Genomic DNA, 15,880 nt, shown 5'->3' with positions numbered 1-15,880 from the left:
AGCCTGTTGAATGGTTCATGGAACAACCAATTCGAACGATGGGAAGCACATGAAGGTCGCCCTTGTCACCGGAGCCAGCCGCGGGATCGGTGAGGCAACTGCCCGCCGCCTCGCCCAGAGCGGTGCGCACGTCATCCTGACCGGACGCCGACCCGAGGATCTCCAGGCGCACGTGGACCGGCTCGTCGCCGCCGGTCACTCGGCCTCGGCGCTTCAGCTGGACGTCACCGACCGAGACAGCGTGCAGCGTGCCGCGGACGCTGTCGCCGCGGCCCACGGCCACCTGGACGTGCTGGTCAACAACGCGGGCGTACTCCCGGAGGCGACCAACGCCGAGCCGGCCGAGGTCGTCGACCTCGAGATGTTCCGCGTTACCTACGCCACCAACGTGCTCGGCGCGGTCGCCGTCCTGGAGGCGTTCCTGCCTCTCCTCCGTATGAGCGAGGCGGCCCGCATCGTCAACGTGACGACGACGATGGGTTCGCTGACCGACCAGACCAACCCGGAGTCGCCGTACTACGGCATGGTCGTGCCCGCCTACCAGTCCTCCAAGGCCGCGCTGAACAACGTCACCATCGCACTGGCGAAGGCTCTTGCGGACACCTCGATCAAGGTCACGTCGGTCTGCCCGGGGTTCGTGCAGACCGACCTGACCCCGATCAACAAGGACAACGCACCGACCACGCCCGACCAGGCCGCCGGGGTGATTCACCGCGCTGCGACGCTGCCCGACGACGCTCCGTCGGGAACGTTCGTCGACGCGAACGGCCCCGTGGCCTGGTAGAACGGCCAGGTCAGCCGGCCGCGACCTCCGCGAGGAGGTCGGCGGCCGGCGCCGGGTGGACGAGCCAGCCGAGGTGGCTCGACTCCAGGGTGTGGACGGCGTACGGGTTGTCCGGAGTCAGGGCGTCGCCCTCGCGGATGAGCCGGTCCTGCATCGCAGGCGGCATGCTGACGTCCTCGCCGAGGCGTACGTAGGCTCGCGGGACCGTGCCCCAGGTCGCCGCCTGGGCGCGGTCGTCGGGGCCGCCGGCATCGAGGTTCTCATCGGGCTGGAAGGTGTTGAGGAACGTACGGAACTCGTCGTCGGTGCCGTCGGCCATGAAGGCGTGCTTGAGGCCGGCGAGGACCTCGGGGGACGCGGTGCGGAAGTTGCAGCGGAGCAGACCGACGTCGGCAGGGTTCGCGGCGGCCGCGCCGATGAACACCGAGGCGTCGAAGGAGGACATCTCCGGCTCCGCGTTGTACGCCACGGCATCGAGTTCCACCGGGGCCCAGGCCGAGACGTAGACCATCTTGTCGATCAGGTCCGGGCGCGCGTTGGCCGTCGCGGTCAGGGTGATCCCGCCGCGGCTGTGCGCGACGACGACCACCGGTCCGTTCTCCTTGGCGCGGGTGAGGACCGCGACCAGGTGGGCCACGTTGTCGGCGAGGGTCACGCCCTTGATGCCGCCCGGAGCCGACGCCAGCGCGGCGAGGTCCTGGGTTGCCTGATAGGCCACCGGGAAGGTCGCCTCGAAGCCGTGGCCGGGGAGGTCTACCGCGAGCGAGCGGAGGCCGCGTAGCGCGAGCTCGGCCTGGAGGGGTGCGAAGGAGAACGAGTTGGCGAAGGCGCCGTGAACCAGGACGATGGTCGGATCAGCGGAAGGCATGGCGAGACCATAGCGACCGATCCGATGGGTCCGCTGGTCTTTATTCGGCCACGCCTCCGAACGGCGCCGAGCGCGGGGCCCCGCCCATCGGCGTACCGCCGTAGACGACAGAGCCGTCGGCTCGCTGGTAAGTCAGCCACGGCACCGTCTCGGAGAACCCGACGCCCGGCTTGCTGTAGTCGCACACCCCGCTCGGGAGGGCCCTCTGCAGGCGTGCCCACTGGGCGTCGGTGAGGCCGAACGCGCCGTAGTCGTCGGTGCGACGCAGCGGCTTGAGGTGACACTTGGCGTTGTCGGAGTAGTTGTTGTCGCCGGCCACGATCCGCGGTGTCGCGAAGTCGGTCTTGACCAGGTCGCTGACCGGTCCGAGCCCGCACACCACGTCCGAGACCGGGTCGACGACGAGGTTCAGCGCGGGATCCAGGACCGGGTTGACGGCGCCGTTCAGACCGTCGAGCACGCCGCCGGTCAGATCGTCCACGAGCGGGTCGGCGACCGGGAGGAACAGGCCGTCCTCGCTGGAGACGCCCTGCGCCTGGGTGCACCGGTCGTGCAGGTCGCCGGGGCGGTCCTGGGCCACCTTGTCGGCAAGCGGTACGTCACGCTCGTCCGCCTCGACCGAGGCCAGCCACCGGTCCATCGCCAGCAGCGCCTCCTTGGAGTAGCTCGGGTCGCCGATGAGCGGCGTCACGCCGTACCAGATCACCTGGTTGTCGGCGTGACCCTGCTCTCGGGCCAGCCGGTCGCGCATCGCCCAGGCCCAGCGCGCGTCGTGCGCGAGACCGGGGTCGGGGCCGCCGTGGTCGATGATCGCCACCTCGGACAGGTTGCTGGCGGTATTGACCATGCCGCTGCGGTAGGCGTTGGTGAGCGCGGTCGGGTCGGCGACCGAGCGCTGCGGCCGCGGCTGGACGTCGATGTCGAGCCCGCCGACCTTCTCGTTGACGTCGACGAACTGCTCCGGGGTGATCGTCCCGGCGCGGAGCGCCTCGAGACCGTACTGCACACCCGTGTTGTCGAGCGGCGAGGCCGCGAAGCCACGCCCGATCTGCTTCTCCTGCGGCGTCCACACGCTCTCCGGCCGCGGGCCGAAGACGTTGATGGCGCCGTCGATGATCGAGCAGCGTACGCCGCCGGGGTTGCTCTTCGCGTCGTAGCGCTCCTGGTCGCTGACCCCGGCGCACGGGTGCGTCGGCATGACCGCCTGCTTGAACAGGCCCTCGTCGGCGACGACCGCGTTGACCGGCAGCAGGTGGCCCTCGACCGCCGCCCACTGCAGCGGGTTCCAGAACTTCCCGTCGGTGAGCCGCGCAGAGCTCTCGAAGTACTTGCGGAGCAGGTGGTAGTCGGAGAACTGCAGCCCCGGCGAGAGCGAGTCGGGGTAGGAGCAGGTGACGACCAGGCCCTGGTAGATCCCCGGGTAGGCGTTCGCGATGGTCTGCTGCGCGATCGAGCCACCCGAGCAACCGCTGCCGATCGTGTAGCGCAGGTCGCCGTACGTCTCGACGAGGTGCTCCTTGGCCATCATCAGCGACTCGGCCGCGGAGGTCACGTTGCAGTTGTGGCCGGTGTTGGCCAGCGCGGTCGAGAGCATGGCGAAGCCACGCCCGAGCGCGACGGTCGGGCTGTCCCCGAACGCGTCCGCGACGCCCGGTATGCCGAGGTCGAAGGTGCCGGCGTAGTCCTTGGTCGGCGCTGCGCCCACCTCGTGGTCGACCCCGCAGCTGCCGCCGTGCGGGATGAACAGCTTGTTGTTCCACTGCTGCTGCGGACGCCAGCGCCGCCACGGCTCACCGGGCTGCCAGAGCACGGCGATCCGATACTGGTCGCGGTTCTGGTAACCGGTTTCGACCCGGACGACGAACGGCACCCTCACGCCCTCGTCGGTGGTCGTAGTGCCGACGTCACGAGGCGGGTTCGCCGGGTCGTAGGGCTGCAGTCCGTCGAGCAGCGCGTTGGTGGACTTGTAGAGCCAGCTGATCTCCGGCTCCTGGTTGCACTGCTCGTCCGTCGCGGTCGGCTGGCATCGCCAGGGCTGCAGCTGCGGCCCGGAGAAGATCGGCCCGCCGCGCGGGTGGTTGGTGATCGTGAGCCAGGCCCCGCGCCCGTCCCGAAGACGTGCGGTCAGCTCGTTGGTCCCGACCCGCAGCCCGCGTACGACGCCCTCGATCTCGCCGTTGGGTCGCTCGGCGAAGGCGGCGGTGACGTCACGGTCACCTCTGCGCGTGGACGAGTGGCGGGTGTCGTCGAGCCACACCCGCAGGTCCTCCGGGTCGGCGTCGCCCGGCAGCGTGATCCGCACCAGGGCGTTGCCGTCGAAGACCAGGTCGGCCCGGTTGGAGAGCGTCTCCACGACAATGTCCTCCGGCGCGGGCGCCGCCGCAGCCGGAGTGGCACCGAGCAGCATGCTCGCGATGAGAGCGGACGCCGTGGTGATCGAGACGGGCAGTGCGCGAGCGGGCATGGCATGCCTTTCCGAGAGCTGCGCACGTCCCTCGAGTAGACGGTCGCCGTGACAGGAGAATGCCCCCTGTCGCGGTGACCGTCAAGGGTGCCTCAGCCGGCGACGGCCTCCCCGCGTGCGACCATGCCGGCCTCGTCGGAGAGCTTGACCTCCTTGAGGAACAGCGCGAGCGCGAGACCGAGGAGGACCAGCGGCACGAGATACCAGAACGCCGGTGCGAGCGCCTCGGTGAAGGCGTTGACGACCCAGCTGTGGAGCGGCTCCGGCAGCTTGTCGACAGCGGCAGGGGTGAGGCTTCCACCGGAGAACCCGGACCCGTCGGCCGGCATCAGCCCCGAGGCCTCCATCTTCGCCGCCAGCCCCTCGAAGTTGTCGCTCAGCCGGGTGGTGAAGACCGTCGTGAACAGCGCGGTGCCGACGGTCGCACCGATCTCCCGGAAGAAGTTGTTCGCCGAGGTCGCGGTGCCGAGCTCGTGCGGGTCGACCGCGTTCTGCACGGCCAGGACGATGGTCTGCATGACCAAGCCCATCCCGGCGCCGAGCACGAAGATCATCAGCCCGAAGACGACCATCGACATGTCGCCCGAGATGGTCGTCATCCAGGCGATCCCGGCCGCGGTGATGGCCAGACCGACGATCGGGAAGATCTTGTAACGACCCGTCTTCGAGATCGCGATACCCGAACCGATCGCGGTCAGCATCATCCCGGCCATCATCGGCAGCATCAGGAGCCCGGAGCCGGTGATCGAGGCACCGGTCGACATCTGCAGGAAGGTCGGCAGCATCGCCATCGCCGAGAACATCCCCATTCCGAGCACCAGACCGATCAGCGTGGTCACGGTGAAGGTGGGGTTCTTGAAGAGGCGCAGCGGGATCAGCGGCTCGGGCGCGAGGGTCTCGGCGACGATGAAGGCGGCCACCGAGGCCAGGGTGCCGACGAGCAGCCCGAGCAGCTGCGGCGAGGACCAGTCGTAGCCGTCGTGGCCGAGCGACTCCCACGACGTCAGCAGCACGATGCCGCAGGTGGAGAGCACCATGAACATGATCCCCAGCCAGTCGACCGGCTGGTTTGAACGGTGCGAGGGCAGCCTGAGCGCGAACCAGGCCACCGCGAACGCGATGATGCCGATCGGTACGTTGATCCAGAAGGTCCAGCGCCAGCCCGGACCGTCGGTGAGCCAGCCACCGAGGAGCGGTCCGATGACCGCGGAGATACCGAAGAGCGCACCCATCGGACCCATGTACTTGCCGCGCTCGGAGGCGGGCACGATGTCGGCGATGACCGCCTGCGACAGGATCATCAGCCCGCCACCGCCGAGCCCCTGGAGACCGCGGGCGGCGACCAGCTCGGGGAACGTCTGAGCCATCCCGCCGAAGAGCGAGCCGAGCGTGAACAGGGTGACGGCGACCAGGAACGGCCAGCGACGACCCCACAGGTCGCCGAACTTCCCGTACAGCGGCATCACGATCGCGATAGCCATGATGTAGGACGTGATCACCCACCCCTGGTGCTCGACCCCGTCGAGCTCCCCGACGATCGTCGGCATCGCGGTGCTCACGATCGTCTGGTCGAGGGAAGAGAGGAACATCGAGGCCATCAGGGCCCCGAAGATCAGCCAGATCGTACGTGGTGTCAGCACGATCAGGGGCTTGTCGGGCGCGTCGGGCGCGACCGTATGACTCATGAGTGGAACCTTCCAGGCAGGTGTTGAAGAGGTGTTGAAGAGGTGGCGACACACGGGTCCCGTGTGACGTGCGAAGTCCCGAGAGGTTGAGGCTGCGGCTAGTCGTCGAGCAGGATGCGGAGCTGGGCGATCGCCTCGGGCAGATGGGCGACCGCGTCGCCCTCGTACCCCGACCGCGCCCAGGCGAGCGCGCTCGCCCGCATCAGCAGGCCGGCGACCATCCCGATCGTGTCGTCGTCGACAGGGGAGGGCCGTGCTGTGCGTCGCTCTGCGAGCAGGGCTTCGAGCTCACCGACGACGCGCTGGTGCCAGGCGATGTGTCGCTGCACAAGGCGGGGTTCGGCCATCATCAGCCGCATCGCCCGCTCGCCCTGCTCGATGTTGGGGGCGGCATTCCTGAGGAATCCCGCCACCAGCGCCTCCAGGTCGGTCATCAGCCGCCCTGACGGCCCGCCGGCGACGAACTGTGTGCGCACCTCGGCGTCGAGGTCGATCTCCTCGATGCCGAGGACCGCGTCGTCCTTGGAGTCGAAGTAGTTGAAGAACGTACGCGTCGACAACCCTGCCGCCGAGCTGATCTCCTCCACGGTGACGTCGTCGAGACCACGCTCGCCGACCAGTCGCTGAGCAGCCTCGATCAGCGCCAGCCGACGCTCCCGCTTCTGACGCGCGCGGGCGTTCGGAGGCGGGGTGGAGGGCACCGGATTATTCTTGCAGTGAGTGCAAGTTGCAGTCAATGCAAGAAGAGTGTGTTTGCGGTGACACGACGCGGACGCTCAGGCGCCCGCGGCCGCTTGGTGGAGCGCGCGGATCTCCTCGACCAGCTCGGGGACGGGGCCGACGACGTCGATCGCGGGCGCGACCTCCTGGATCGGCAGCGCTCGCACCGGCGACTCACCGGCTCCCCAACCGGCTCGCCACTGCGTCAGCTGCGCGGAGGATGCGATGTAGACGACTCGGCCCACACCCGCCCAGCCCTGCGCCGCCGAGCACATCGGGCAGTGCTCGCCGGAGGTGTAGACGGTCGCGCCGGCACACGCCTCCGGGTCGAGGTTCATCGCCGCCCAGCGGGCGAGCTCGAACTCGGGGTGCGCCGTCGGGTCGCCCGTCGATGTCTCTCGGTTGCGGCCTTCGTGGAGCGCGTTGCCGTCGCTGTCGGCCAGGACGGACCCGAACGGACCGTCCCCGTCCGCCAGCGCCTCCGCCGCCAGCTCCAAGCAGCGTCGCAGGTGGGCCATGTCGGTTGAGGTGAGTACGGTGGTCATCGCTCTAGTCTGCGGCGAACGGCGGTGGGTGTCGTTCAATTTCCTGCAATCGTCGGTTGCCAGGGCGTCGTCCTTATGGAAGCGGATTGCATATTTATGGCGTGTCGAGCCGATCCTCCTTGTGACTGCCATAACTATGCATAACTATGGTCGTGTGACACCTCAACAACTGGCCGATGTGATTGCGGTGGGCGAGTCGCTGACCGTCGAGTTCAAACGAGCGACGCCCGGGGCGATCAACGACAACGCGCTGGTTGAGGCCGTTGTCTGCCTCGCCAACGGTGAGGGCGGGTTGCTCCTTCTTGGCGTCGAGGACGACGGGCGGGTCACCGGCATGGCGCCGCGCCACGGAGAAGCGACCGACCCGCACCTGCTCCAGGCACTGATTCTCAACAAGACAGACACCCCAATCGCCATCTCTGTCGAGATGGTCGAGGTCGACGACAAGCCAATTGCTGTGATCGACGTGCCGAATATGCCCTTCCCGATCGGTTCCAAAACCGGGAAGTACGTCCGTCGATCGTTGAAGGTGGACGGCACACCCGAGTGCGTGGCGTACCCGCTGCACGAGATGTTGTCCGTCGGTCTCACAGTGCAGGGCCGCGACTATGCTGCGACACCTGCACGCGGGGCGACCCTCGCAGATCTCGACCGGGACGAGTTCGAACGCTTCCGGAGGATGTGCGCGACCACGAAGGGTGACGGAACCCTCGCGGAACGCGCTGACGAAGAGATCCTCCGCAGCCTGCGTTTGATGCTCCCCGAGGATCGAAATACGCTCACGCTCGGCGCGATTCTGCTCTTTGGCACAACCGAGGCAGTCGCTCGTTTCGTGCCGACCTCGGAGGTGGTCTTCCAGGAGTTGCGTGGGACCGCCATTGCAACGAACGAAACGATGAGACTGCCACTGTTCAAGGCAGCAGACCGCCTCTTCGATCTGGTTGACGTGCGGAACTCCGAGCAAGAGCTCATGGTCGGGTTACACCGGATCGGCATCGCCCGAGTGCCGAGTGGCACCGTTCGTGAGTCGATCGCCAACGCCCTTGTGCACCGCGACTACTCCGAAATCGGTCCGATCACGGTGCAACTCACCGACGACCAGTTTCGCGTCAAGAGTCCGGGCGGCTTCCCTGCTGGCATCACGCTGAAGAACTTCCTCGATGATTCCAAGCCGCGTAGCGCGATCCTGGCCGAGGCCTTCAAACGTGCAGGCATCGTGGACCGCGCCGGCCGAGGCATCCGCGAGATGTACGGCCAACTGTTGCGCGCCGGTCGTGGCGTACCCGACTACTCGGCGACCAACAACAGCGCCGTCATCGTTCAGATCCCCACCAGCGACGCAGACCTCGAGATGGTCCGTTTCGTGGTCGAGTATGAGGACGCCAAGGGACGGACACTCCAGCTCGCCCAGTTGCAGATACTCAATGAGATCAAGGCGATGGGACCCGAGACCACCAACGAGCTCGTGCAGGCCACACACGAGTCCGAATCGATCGTCCGGGCGAACGTTGCGAGGTTGGCCGAGATGGGCCTAGTCGAGTCGCGCGGGAACGGTCGCAGCCGTCGCCACCACCTGACCGCCTCGTTCTTCCGGCTCGCTCAAGCCAGCGTGTATGTGCGGCTCCAGGACACCGATCCCATCCAGCAGGATCACATGATCTTGGCGTACGTCGACCAGTTCGGCAGCATCACCCGCGGCAAGACCGCCGAGCTCTGTCATCTGACGCCCAACCAGGCGCGCGTTGCCCTCAAACGTCTTACAGACGCCGGGGTACTTCTGTTGGTCGGAGAACGCCGCGCCGCCCACTACGTCAGGCCGACAGCGACCTGATGGCGAAAACGCCGGGCATCCGTCCTGCCCGCATGACCGGTCCCCTTCGCTAGGAGCGTCCATTGGGGTCAGCCGGCATCGATGACGCCGCAGGCGATCCGGTCGCCGGCGTCGCCGGTCTTGGTGGTGTCCTCGTCTGGGCCCTCGGGGGCGTATCGCTCTGGGACGTTGGCGTAGTTGTCCGAGCCCGCGTGGATCATGACCGCGCTGCCGTCCGCGTCCCGGAGGTCGTCGAGGGTGAAGGGGCCGGTGAACTCCAGGTCGGCGGTGCCGTCCTCGTTCACGAGGAGCGAAGGCAGGTCGCCGAGGTGTTCGCCGTGGGCGCTGTCGTCGGGGTTGAGGTGACCACCGGCGGAGAGGAAGTCGCCGGTCTTCGACGGGTCGTCGGGCGCCGCGCTGTCGGCCTCGCACTTCCCGGTCGTGTGCACGTGGAAGCCGTGGTATCCGGCCGACAGGCCGCTCACCCGGACGTTGACCTGGGTGGCCCCGTCGTCCTCCTCGATCTCGACGGTGCCGACCTTCTTACCGTCGGGATCGATGAACTTCGCGCTCACCTCGTTGCGGTCGTTCGAGCCAGAGTCTGCCCCCTCCCCGCAGGCGGCGAGAGTCAGCAGGCCACAGGCAGCGAGGGTGGCAGCGGTTGCACGGCGGGACATGGGATACCTCCACGAGAATGGATCCGGTCACCCCCAACGTACTCGTGGCGCCGGGCCCTCTTCGAGCACCGGCGCCACGAGTCGCAAGCAGATGTCAGAGCCCGAGCTCCACAAGCCGGCGGGAGATCCGCGAGTCGGTCGACAGGACCGGGGACCCCTTCGCGACCCAGGCCTCACCGTCGAAGTAGCGGGTCACGATGTGCTCGCTGATCCGGGTGACCATCGCCTGCATGGTCAGCGTCGGGTTGGGGCCGCCCACGGAGTTGGGCAGTGCGGAGTTGTCGGCGACGAAGAGCCGCTTCACGGCACGGGCCTCACCGCTGTGGTCGACCACCGAGTCCTCCTCGGACTCGCCCATCCGCATCGTCGAGTGGACGTGCAGCGGGAGGGCTGGGAAGTCCATCCGGTAGACCTTCTTCGCGCCCGCGCCCTTCAGCAGCTTGGCGGCCTCGCGTGCGAGGAACTCGCGGTTGCGCTGGCTACGAGGGGTGCGGTGCCGGTTGTCGAAGCGGACCTTCGGGATCGGACCGTTCTCGTCGGCGGGCAGGGTGGAGAGGGTGACCCGGTTGATCGGGGAGACGTCGTCGTCGACGATGCTGACCACGTTGAGGATGTTGTCGAGGCCGTGCCCGAGCACGTCCTTCAGCTCCGGACCGACCAGTCGACCGGTCGTGCCGTCCCAGGGGCCGGTCATCCCGCGTCCGTTGGTGTACTGACCGCGGATACCGCTGTCGGAGAAGGTCATCGTGAACGCCTCGATGCCCGGCATCAGGCCGACGTTCATGTTCATCCCGTAGCCCGGGTAGTCCGTGCGCGCTGCGGACGCAGGACCCTTCGAGCTGCCGACGTTCTCGTCGAAGAGACCGAAGGTCCAGTCCAGGTAGTGGTCGGTGAACCCGCGGCCGACCCAGTCGTTGGGGTTGGGCAGGTCGCTGTTGAACCACAGTCGAGGGTTCTCCACGGCTCCGCCGGACATCACCACGACCTTGGCGTCCTCGGTGTGCACCATCCCCGTGGGGTTGTCCAGCCAGGTGACGCCGGTCGCGGTCAGCTCGCCGCGGACGTCCTCCGTACGGATCTTGGTGACCGTCGCGTCGGTGACCAGCTCGACGGCCTTGCCGCCTCGCGCCCACGACTCGGCGGTGAGCGCCATCGGCATGTAGCTGTTGTCGGTGGAGCGCTTCGCGGCCAGGTTGCGGGGCGCGCCGGCGGGCGATGCGCATCCCTGGAAGCAGTGTCCGCAGAACGTGCAGCCGGTCGCCTGCGGGAACTTCAGCAGGTTGGCGTCGTTGGTCCTGCCCGCGGTGCCGCCCGGCTGCAGGATCGCGTTCTCCTGAGGACGGTACGACGCCTCGAGCGTCGTCTTCGTCTTCTGGACCGGAAGACCGAGGGTCTCGCAGCCCTGCAGGTAGACCGACTCCTTGGTGCCGACGGCGGCCGTCTGCACGGGCAGCGTCGTCTCGACCCACTCGAAGTAGGGCACCAGGTCGGAGTAGGAGAACGGGAAGAGGTGGTCCACGTCGTACAGGGCGGCGTCGGGGCCGTCGTACCCGGCGAGGACGCCGGGGTAGGCCCGTGGGCTGTTGCCGAAGTAGTGCTGTGTGGTGCCGCCGACCCCGGAGACCTGCCACAGGAAGGAGTTCTGCGGGAGCTCGCGGTAGGCCGCGGGCTTAGAACGGTCCTCCTGGCCGACGCGGAGGTAGCCGGTCAGCGGGTTGTTGGCGTCGTTCTCCAGCCGGCTCCACTCTTCACGTGGCTTGGCGTGCCGCGGGCCGCCCTCGATCACGAGCACGTCGAGGCCCTGGGCCGCGAGCTCCTTGGCGGCGACCGCGCCGCCGCCACCGGCACCGATGATGATCACGTCGCGCATCAGCGGGCGCTCACTTTCTGTCGTCCCTGGTAGTAGCCCTTGAACTCGTCCCAGCCGTCCATGCTCCCCGGGTCGTACTTGGCCAGGTCCCAGCCGACGGGTCGCCTGCTGACGGTCAGCTTGTCGGCGTCGAAGGTCGACCACTCACAGAAGGTGCCGAATGCCGAGAACTCCAGCAACGCCCCCGCGATGAACTGCAGGATCCCCGAGGTCGTGCCCCTCAGGGGCTCGGGCAGCTCGGCGTCGATCGCCTTGACGAGCTGCGGGTCGGCGTGTTCGAGGAGCTCGAAGACCTCTGCCTTCTTCGCGAACGAGAGCCGGGAGAACGGTGAGAGGTGCGGCCCGACCGCCGAGCGGGGATCGACGCGGACCGCCTGGGTGTTGAGCAGCAGGGCGATCACCGCGGACAGCGGGAGCGCGGCGTCGTTGCGGAGCAGCAGCTTGATCACGTCGTCGAGGTCGGCGAGCAGCGAGCTGGGCACCAGCGGGAGGCCGTTCGGCACCACGATCGGCACGTCGGCGAGGCCGTTGGCAAGCGCCCGGCCGACGGCGGCGGCGACCTGGTCCGGCATCGGGACGTAGTTGTCGAGCGACTCGATCAGGAAGTCCGGGGTCTTCGCCTCCATCGCCCCTGGCTCTGATCGCGGGGTGCCCTGGGTGCTGGAATAGGGATCAGGACCGGGTACGACGAAGACCGCCAGCCCGTTGAGAGTGTCCCGGGCGAGCTCGGCGAGCAGCTTGGAGACCACGCTGACCAGTGGGTCCGCCGGTCCGGTGGTGACTGCCCTGGCGACCCCCGGCACCGCGGTGCCGGCCGCGGCCAGGGCCCCCAGCACCCCGACACGGGTCAGAAAGAAACGACGATCGACTTGCGGTGTCCCCATGACACAAACCTCCGAGCTCGGTGCCTGACTGACGGTGCCATCGGACCCGGGCCGGCGGCATCAGCGACACGCACAGAGTTGGCGAAGCCAAACTGTGCTGGCACACAGTTCAAGGGGATTGGTCAGGACGTGAGCAGTGCCAGCCGGAGCAGCATCTGGTCGCGGCCGTCGTCGAGGCGACAACCGGTCAGCTCCTCGATCTGCTTGAGGCGGTAGACCACGGTGTTGCGGTGGCAGTGCATCTTGGCCGCGGTCTCCGAGGTGGACCGGTTGGTGGCGAACCAGTGGTCCAGGGTCTCGAGGAGCGACTCCTGCTTGTCGAGCGGGACGGAGAGCAGATCGCCCAGGGCGCGGGACCGGATCCGGGCCGCGATCGGGCGGTTGGCTGCCATCAGCACCTCGGGGAGCCTCTCGGCCAGAGCGGCAACGCGGGGCTTCCCGGCCGACAGGCTCGCCAGGACCAGCTCCGCCATCCGGAACTCGGTGAGCACGTCGGCCAGGCCCACCGTCTCCTGAGAGACGCCGGCCCAGCCGTTGACGATCGATGACAGGCGTGCCGCCAGCTGCGGGACCGTCGCCTGCCCCAGATCGACGATCCCGATCTCGCGGTCCGAGCGCAGTCGCCACTCGGACCGGAACCCCGCGGCGGCGAGCGAAGCCCCCGGTGATGGAGGAGTTCCGGTCGGCAAGGCGCGGTGCCGGATCACCACGACCGCGATCCGCGTGTGCGAGGTCAGCTCCAGGATTCGCATCGCCTCGGTGGCGAAACCCGGGTCTGCGGCACGCCCTTCCAGCAGACCTTCGAGGATCGCCTGCCTCCGCTCGATGTCACGCCGTTCGGCCTCGAGCTCTCGGGTCCGGTACTCGTCGGCGGCGGCCGTCGACATCAGGTCGATGAGCTGCATGACCTGGACGGCGCTGTCCAAGAGGTCGTCCAGCATCTCGGGGGCCCGGGAGCGGGCCTCTTCGAGAAGCGCGGCCCAGATCACCTCGGTGCCGAGGCGATACGCGTGCAGCAGCGACTCGAGCGGGAAACCTGCGTCGGCCCGTCGTCGCGCGGTGATCCGGGCGGCGTCGAAGACGTTCACGTCGGCTGGCACCTGGTCGGCCAGGGACTGGAGGGAGCGCAGCATGTTGTCCCGACATGACCTCAGCAGCTCCTCTGCAGCGATCAGGTCGGTCGTCGCGTAGCGCTCGTCCTTGGCCTGCAGGGTGTCCCGGAGCACCGTGCCGAGCTCCTCTGCGCGCGGGAGCAGTCGTTCCGCCAGCGCGCGGGTGATCGCCAGGGGTTGCGGGACCGGCGACGGTGGCGGGCCTCCGGGTCGCTTGTGGGACATGTGCTGGAGGCTATCAATGTGATCTCCGAACCGGCGGCGCTCTTTGTGTTCTCAGCACAGGGCCGTATGTCCGCCGTCACAGCCGTCAGCAGCCGTCGCGGAGCAGGCCGGGCTGGCGCCCGACAGAGACCTCGATGAACTCGATCTTGGCGTCGCGGGTGTTGCCGGAGAGCAGGAAGCCGATCCAGCTGTTGCCGTCCTTGACGACCCAGGTCGTCTGGCCGTAGTCGTTGGTGCTCTGGGGTCGCGCTCCGTACACGTCCTGGAGGACCATCAGCGAGTCACCGACCGTGACGCCCTCGGCCGTCTCGAGGACCGGCTCGCGCATCCCGAAGGAGACGATGTCTCCCTTCGGGTCGTAGGTGACGTCGACGCCGTCGCCGACCTGCTCGGCCCACTTCCAGTGGCGCCCTTCGCAGTTCTCCTCGCGCGCGGTGTCCCGCGTCATCCAGCCCTGCTTCACGAGCGAACGTACGTTGCCCTTCGCGACGATCGCCCCGAAGGCTCCGGGCGCCAGCGGCCCGCCCCAGTCGAGCTTCGGCGTCGGCTCGGGCGTGGGCTCGGCCGAGGCCGGAGCCTCCGAGGGCACCGGGGTCGCAGTGGTGGTCGCGGACGGCTCGGTGGAGGGAGCCGTCGAGGAAGGCGCTGCCGAGGTGTCGGCAGACGACGAGGCCGCCGGCGCAGGGTCGCTTCCGCATCCGGCCAGACAGAGCAGGGCGATGGTCGCGGTCGCTGCCAGCGTGGCGCGAAGCGGGAAGCGGGGCGTGAACATGGCGACTCCTCGTCGGTCGTACGTCCGTAGTGGGCGTTCCACCGATCTAGACGGTCGACGGCCCGTCTCGGTTGCAACCGAGACGGGCCGACTCCTTGGGCCGAGCTTCCCTAGGCCGAGGCCACGTCGGGAACGGTCCGCGCGGACTGCCCGGTGCGCAGGAAGACCAGTGCGACGGCCGAGATCGCGACGACGACGGCAGCACCGACGTACAGGTTGACCGGCGTCCACGAGGAGTCGAGCAGGCGCCCGGCGAGCATCGGCGACAGGATGGCCCCGATGCGGCCGATGCCGATCGCCCAGCCCATGCCGGTGCTGCGGATCTCGGTGCCGTAGACGGCCGGGGTGATCGTGTAGAGCCCGGCGATGCAGCCGTTGATGAGTGCGCCGACGACGACGCCGATGACCAGTGCGACGGTGAGCAGTGCCGTGCTGGTGATGAAGACGACCATCGTCACCGCTGACAGCACGGTGAAGGCGATCAGGACCAGGCGGCTGTCCAGCCGGGAGGCGACGAGACCGTAGAGCACCGAGCCGGCGGTGCCGCCCAGCGCCAGCATCATCCCGGCGGTGACCGCGTCCGCCTCCGACAGCCCCGAGGTCACCAGAAGCTGCGGGGTCCAGCTGTTGACGAAGTAGAAACCGAACATCGTGGCGAGGAACGCCACCCAGATGAGCAGGGTGGAGCGGCGCAGGTCAGCACTCAGGAGTACGCCGGGGTTGCCGCTGCGATGCCGGGTCGTCGCCCGCGGCGTGGCCGCCAGCGTCTCCGCGGTGACCGCCGGGTGGCCGAGGCGTCCGAGGATCCGGTTGATCCGCTCGACGGCCTGGCGCGGGCGGCGCTGGACCAGGAAGTCGACCGACTCGGGCAGCAGCACGAGCAGGAGCACCAGCGCGGCCCCGGTCGCGATACCACCGGCGACGAAGACGCTGCGCCAGCCGAGGTCGGTCAGCATGGCGCGTGCGGCCACGCCGCCGAGGGTGGCGCCGATGCCGTAGCCGGCGGTGTAGAGGCCGATCGCCAGGCCGCGCCAGCGCGCCGAGGCGTACTCGCTCGCGATCACGTTGGTGCTGGCCAGGATGCCGCCGACACCGAGCCCGGTGACCACGCGGGCGAGGCCGAGCAGGACGGCGGACGGGGCGGCCGCGGAGAGCAGCATGCCGAGGGTCGCGAGGCCGACACTGATCAGGATCAGCGGCCGGCGCCCGATGACGTCGGCGATCGGAGCCAGCGCCAGCGAGCCGACCGCCATGCCGACCAGGCCGGCGCTCAGCAGCACACCGAGCTCCGAGCCGCTGAGCGAGAACTCCTCGGACAGCGAGGAGGCGGTGAAGGCCATGGCCATCACGTCGAATCCGTCCAGACAGTTCAGCAGGACGCAGAGCGCGACGACCATCCACTGATAGGGCGTCATCGCCGCGGCGTCTATGCGCGCACGAAGGTTCATCTCGGGTCTCTTTCGG

13 protein-coding genes are annotated in these 15,880 nt (G+C 68.5%); 2 read left to right on the top strand and 11 right to left on the bottom strand.

All coding sequences use genetic code 11. The features are described from left to right. Nucleotides 1–49: 49 nt before the first annotated feature. Nucleotides 50–784, top strand: a complete 735-nt coding sequence (locus tag BJ988_RS23210) for an SDR family NAD(P)-dependent oxidoreductase (protein WP_179660235.1) — start codon at nt 50–52, stop codon at nt 782–784. Between the two features lie 10 nt (nt 785–794). On the opposite strand, the gene BJ988_RS23205 is transcribed toward BJ988_RS23210, so the two are convergent. From BJ988_RS23205 to BJ988_RS23185, 5 genes are all read right to left on the bottom strand, one after another. Continuing rightward, complete coding sequence (locus BJ988_RS23205) at nt 795–1,652, bottom strand: alpha/beta fold hydrolase (RefSeq protein WP_179660234.1); 858 nt, start codon at nt 1,650–1,652, stop codon at nt 795–797. 40 nt (nt 1,653–1,692) lie between these two features. Further along, nucleotides 1,693–4,116 (bottom strand): DUF6351 family protein, encoded by a 2,424-nt coding sequence (locus tag BJ988_RS23200; RefSeq protein ID WP_179660233.1) that lies wholly within the window; start codon nt 4,114–4,116, stop codon nt 1,693–1,695. A gap of 92 nt (nt 4,117–4,208) precedes the next feature. Continuing rightward, a complete protein-coding gene (locus BJ988_RS23195; protein WP_179660232.1) occupies nt 4,209–5,801 on the bottom strand; it encodes an MDR family MFS transporter in 1,593 nt (530 codons plus the stop codon). A gap of 98 nt (nt 5,802–5,899) precedes the next feature. Continuing rightward, entirely contained in the window at nt 5,900–6,502 is a 603-nt protein-coding gene (locus BJ988_RS23190) for a TetR family transcriptional regulator (RefSeq protein ID WP_179660231.1), read from the bottom strand. 75 nt (nt 6,503–6,577) lie between these two features. Beyond that, a complete protein-coding gene (locus BJ988_RS23185; protein ID WP_179660230.1) occupies nt 6,578–7,066 on the bottom strand; it encodes a nucleoside deaminase in 489 nt (162 codons plus the stop codon). Here BJ988_RS23185 and BJ988_RS23180 point away from each other — a divergent pair. Beyond that, the gene (locus BJ988_RS23180) at nt 7,059–8,897 is read left to right on the top strand and encodes an RNA-binding domain-containing protein (RefSeq protein ID WP_218861072.1); all 1,839 of its coding nucleotides are present in this window, start codon (nt 7,059–7,061) and stop codon (nt 8,895–8,897) included. The two genes, BJ988_RS23185 and BJ988_RS23180, sit on opposite strands and share 8 nt — an antisense overlap. A 68-nt stretch (nt 8,898–8,965) precedes the next feature. On the opposite strand, the gene BJ988_RS23175 is transcribed toward BJ988_RS23180, so the two are convergent. From BJ988_RS23175 to BJ988_RS23150, 6 genes are all read right to left on the bottom strand, one after another. Beyond that, a complete protein-coding gene (locus tag BJ988_RS23175; RefSeq protein WP_179660229.1) occupies nt 8,966–9,553 on the bottom strand; it encodes a superoxide dismutase family protein in 588 nt (195 codons plus the stop codon). A gap of 94 nt (nt 9,554–9,647) precedes the next feature. After that, the gene (locus tag BJ988_RS23170) at nt 9,648–11,423 is read right to left on the bottom strand and encodes a GMC family oxidoreductase N-terminal domain-containing protein (protein WP_179660228.1); all 1,776 of its coding nucleotides are present in this window, start codon (nt 11,421–11,423) and stop codon (nt 9,648–9,650) included. Then, nucleotides 11,423–12,307: a hypothetical protein gene (locus BJ988_RS23165; RefSeq protein ID WP_179660227.1), complete on the bottom strand. Its 885-nt coding sequence runs from the start codon at nt 12,305–12,307 to the stop codon at nt 11,423–11,425. The genes BJ988_RS23170 and BJ988_RS23165 overlap by 1 nt, the downstream gene beginning before the upstream one ends. A 122-nt stretch (nt 12,308–12,429) precedes the next feature. Continuing rightward, a complete protein-coding gene (locus tag BJ988_RS23160; protein WP_179660226.1) occupies nt 12,430–13,644 on the bottom strand; it encodes a PucR family transcriptional regulator in 1,215 nt (404 codons plus the stop codon). Nucleotides 13,645–13,729: 85 nt separating this feature from the next. Further along, nucleotides 13,730–14,416 carry a hypothetical protein gene (locus BJ988_RS23155; RefSeq protein WP_179660225.1) on the bottom strand — a complete coding sequence of 229 codons (687 nt, stop codon included), beginning with the start codon at nt 14,414–14,416 and terminating at the stop codon, nt 13,730–13,732. Nucleotides 14,417–14,526: 110 nt separating this feature from the next. Further along, nucleotides 14,527–15,864: an MFS transporter gene (locus tag BJ988_RS23150; RefSeq protein ID WP_179660224.1), complete on the bottom strand. Its 1,338-nt coding sequence runs from the start codon at nt 15,862–15,864 to the stop codon at nt 14,527–14,529. Nucleotides 15,865–15,880: the final 16 nt, after the last annotated feature.

This window comes from Nocardioides panzhihuensis (genome assembly GCF_013408335.1).
In the GTDB taxonomy this organism is placed as follows: Bacteria; Actinomycetota; Actinomycetes; order Propionibacteriales; family Nocardioidaceae; genus Nocardioides; species Nocardioides panzhihuensis.
The sequence above is the reverse complement of the archived record's forward strand: the minus strand, read 5'-3'. Positions and strand labels throughout refer to the sequence as shown.

What these genes read in the sequence shown, in the direction of transcription:
- BJ988_RS23165 (WP_179660227.1), bottom strand. Translation starts at nt 12,307, where the DNA reads ATGGGGACACCGCAAGTCGATCGTCGTTTCTTTCTGACCCGTGTCGGG.
- BJ988_RS23200 (WP_179660233.1), bottom strand. Translation starts at nt 4,116, where the DNA reads ATGCCCGCTCGCGCACTGCCCGTCTCGATCACCACGGCGTCCGCTCTC.
- BJ988_RS23170 (WP_179660228.1), bottom strand. Translation starts at nt 11,423, where the DNA reads ATGCGCGACGTGATCATCATCGGTGCCGGTGGCGGCGGCGCGGTCGCC.
- BJ988_RS23185 (WP_179660230.1), bottom strand. Translation starts at nt 7,066, where the DNA reads ATGACCACCGTACTCACCTCAACCGACATGGCCCACCTGCGACGCTGC.
- BJ988_RS23195 (WP_179660232.1), bottom strand. Translation starts at nt 5,801, where the DNA reads ATGAGTCATACGGTCGCGCCCGACGCGCCCGACAAGCCCCTGATCGTG.
- BJ988_RS23160 (WP_179660226.1), bottom strand. Translation starts at nt 13,644, where the DNA reads ATGTCCCACAAGCGACCCGGAGGCCCGCCACCGTCGCCGGTCCCGCAA.
- BJ988_RS23175 (WP_179660229.1), bottom strand. Translation starts at nt 9,553, where the DNA reads ATGTCCCGCCGTGCAACCGCTGCCACCCTCGCTGCCTGTGGCCTGCTG.
- BJ988_RS23150 (WP_179660224.1), bottom strand. Translation starts at nt 15,864, where the DNA reads ATGAACCTTCGTGCGCGCATAGACGCCGCGGCGATGACGCCCTATCAG.
- BJ988_RS23210 (WP_179660235.1), top strand. Translation starts at nt 50, where the DNA reads ATGAAGGTCGCCCTTGTCACCGGAGCCAGCCGCGGGATCGGTGAGGCA.
- BJ988_RS23205 (WP_179660234.1), bottom strand. Translation starts at nt 1,652, where the DNA reads ATGCCTTCCGCTGATCCGACCATCGTCCTGGTTCACGGCGCCTTCGCC.
- BJ988_RS23155 (WP_179660225.1), bottom strand. Translation starts at nt 14,416, where the DNA reads ATGTTCACGCCCCGCTTCCCGCTTCGCGCCACGCTGGCAGCGACCGCG.